Raw genomic sequence first — 2,089 nt, forward strand, 5'->3', positions numbered from 1 at the left:
AAGCGCGTGCCGGCCGCGACGCACCGGCCTGCAGCGTGCGCACGCCGGCGCCCGCGCCAGGCGCCCCGGGGGCTTGGCAGAATGGCCCGATGATCACCTTGCCCAAGGAAGCGCGCCAGCAGGCGATCGCGTCCGGGCCAAGTACGACAAGGCCCGCAAGAACCGGTGATCGACCGGAGCGACGCCTGAGGCGCCCGGTGCCCCGCTAGGCGGCAGCGCACGCGGCCGGCGCCGAGACCGACTGCAGGCCGCCCAGGAACAGGTCGGTGACCACGGGCGCCATCGCGTCGTAGTCGAGCCGGCCCTCGGGCTTCATCCACGTGAAGAGCCAGTTGACCATGCCGAACAGCAGCATGGTGAGCGGCTTGCTCATCGCGGCCTGCTGCAGGTCGGGCCGCAGCGCCGCCACCACCTGTGCGAAGGCGGCGACCACCTCGCGCTCCTTGCCGAGGATGCGCTCGCGGTCGGCGTCGGCGAGGAACTTCACGTCCTCGGTCAGCACGCGGTGCGCATCCTGCGCATTCGCGTATTCCTCCACTAGGCGCCGGATCAGCCGGCGCAGTTGCCCCGCGGGTGCGGACTCCTGCGCGAGCGCCTCGTCGACGATGCCCTGCAGCCGCGTGACGTGGCCTTCGGCGATGTTCACCAGCAGCTCGTACTTGTCGCGGTAGTAGTGGTACAGCGTGGCTTTCGACAGGCCGCACGCCTGCGCCACCTGGTTCATCGAGGTGCCCGGATAGCCGCCGCGCGCGAACAGGGCGGCGGCTTGCGCGAAGATCAGCTCGCGCTGCCCGTCGTAGCCGGCGTGGCGTCCGCGACCCATCGCCCGCTTTCAGCGCTCGTCGAAGGAAAGCACCACGCGTTCGGTGAGCGGGTGCGCCTGGCAGGTCAGCACGTAGCCCGCCGCGACTTCCTTCTTGTCGAGGGCGAAGTTGCGCTCCATGCGCACCTCGCCTTCCACCAGCTTGGCGCGGCAGGTGCCGCAGACGCCCGAGGTGCAGGAGTAAGGCACTTCGAGCCCCGCGCCCGAGGCGGCATCGAGGATGCTGGGCTGCTCGCGCGAGAACAGGAACTCGCGCTGCAGGCCGTCGCGCACGATGGTGATGCGGGCCTTGGCTGCGTCGCTGGCGTGCGACTGGTGCAGCACGGCGCCGACCTGGCCGCCCGGCTTGTGCGCGATGCCGAAGCGCTCGATGTGGATCCGCTCCTCGGGCACGCCGGCGGCGAGCAGCGCGGCCTCGGCCTCGTCGTTCATCTGGAATGGGCCGCAGATGTAGGCGTGGGCGATCTCGCCCGCCGGCACCAGCACCTGCAGGAACTCGGCGAGCTTGTCGCGGTTCATCACGCCCATGTTCAGTGCCGACTCGGTGTGCTCGTCGGAGAACACGTGGTGGATGACGAGCCGCGTGAGGTAGCGGTCCTTCAGGTCGTCGAGCTCCTCCTTGAACATGGTGGAGCGCAGCCTGCGGTTGGCGTAGATCAGCGTGAAGCGGCTGCCGGGCTCGCGCGCCAGCACGGTCTTCATGATCGAGAGGATGGGCGTGATGCCGCTGCCGCCCGCGATGCCCAGGTGGTGGCGCCGCGCCTGCGGCTCGATCGGCACGAAGAAGCGGCCCTGCGGCGCCATGGCCTGGATGGTGTCGCCGGGCTTCAGGTGCTCGTTGATCCAGTTGGAGAACACGCCGCCCGCGACCTTGCGCACGCCCACGCGCAGCTCACCCTCGTCCACGCCGGCGCAGATGGAATAGGAGCGGCGCAGGTCCTGGCCGTCGATCTCCTGCCGCAGGGTGAGGTACTGGCCCTGGGTGAAGCCGAAGACGGGACGCAGCGCCTCCGGCACGTCGAAGGAGACGATCACCGCCTCGTCCGTGTCGGGCTGGATCGCGCGCACGCGCAGGGGGTGGAACAGGGCAGACATCTAAAGCGGCTTGAAGTGTTCGAACGGTTCGCGGCAGTCCAGGCAACGGTGCAGGGACTTGCAGGCGGTGGAGCCGAAGGGCGAGAGGCGTTCGGTGTGGGTACTGCCGCAGTGCGGGCAGGGAATCGCCGCTTCCGGCTGGCGGCGGAAGATGCGGATCGCCTGGGTTCC

The 2,089-nt window shown here is 69.7% G+C and carries 2 protein-coding genes and 1 pseudogene; all 3 read right to left on the bottom strand.

What is annotated here, in order from left to right; translation table 11 throughout:
* Positions 1-205: 205 nt before the first annotated feature.
* On the bottom strand, positions 206-823 hold the full coding sequence (locus tag VFM98_RS08110) for a TetR/AcrR family transcriptional regulator (protein ID WP_325109406.1): 618 nt from the start codon (positions 821-823) through the stop codon (positions 206-208).
* 9 nt (positions 824-832) lie between these two features.
* Positions 833-1,918 carry a 1,2-phenylacetyl-CoA epoxidase subunit PaaE gene (gene paaE / locus VFM98_RS08115; protein ID WP_325109407.1) on the bottom strand — a complete coding sequence of 362 codons (1,086 nt, stop codon included), beginning with the start codon at positions 1,916-1,918 and terminating at the stop codon, positions 833-835.
* Positions 1,919-2,089, bottom strand: a pseudogene (locus tag VFM98_RS08120) (phenylacetate-CoA oxygenase subunit PaaJ); the annotation flags it as partial.

Source organism: Ramlibacter sp., assembly GCF_035706265.1.
In the GTDB taxonomy this organism is placed as follows: Bacteria; Pseudomonadota; Gammaproteobacteria; order Burkholderiales; family Burkholderiaceae_C; genus Ramlibacter.

Excerpts from the sequence above, each read along its gene's own strand:
- paaE (WP_325109407.1), bottom strand. The coding sequence starts at position 1,918 with ATGTCTGCCCTGTTCCACCCCCTGCGCGTGCGCGCGATCCAGCCCGAC.
- VFM98_RS08110 (WP_325109406.1), bottom strand. The coding sequence starts at position 823 with ATGGGTCGCGGACGCCACGCCGGCTACGACGGGCAGCGCGAGCTGATC.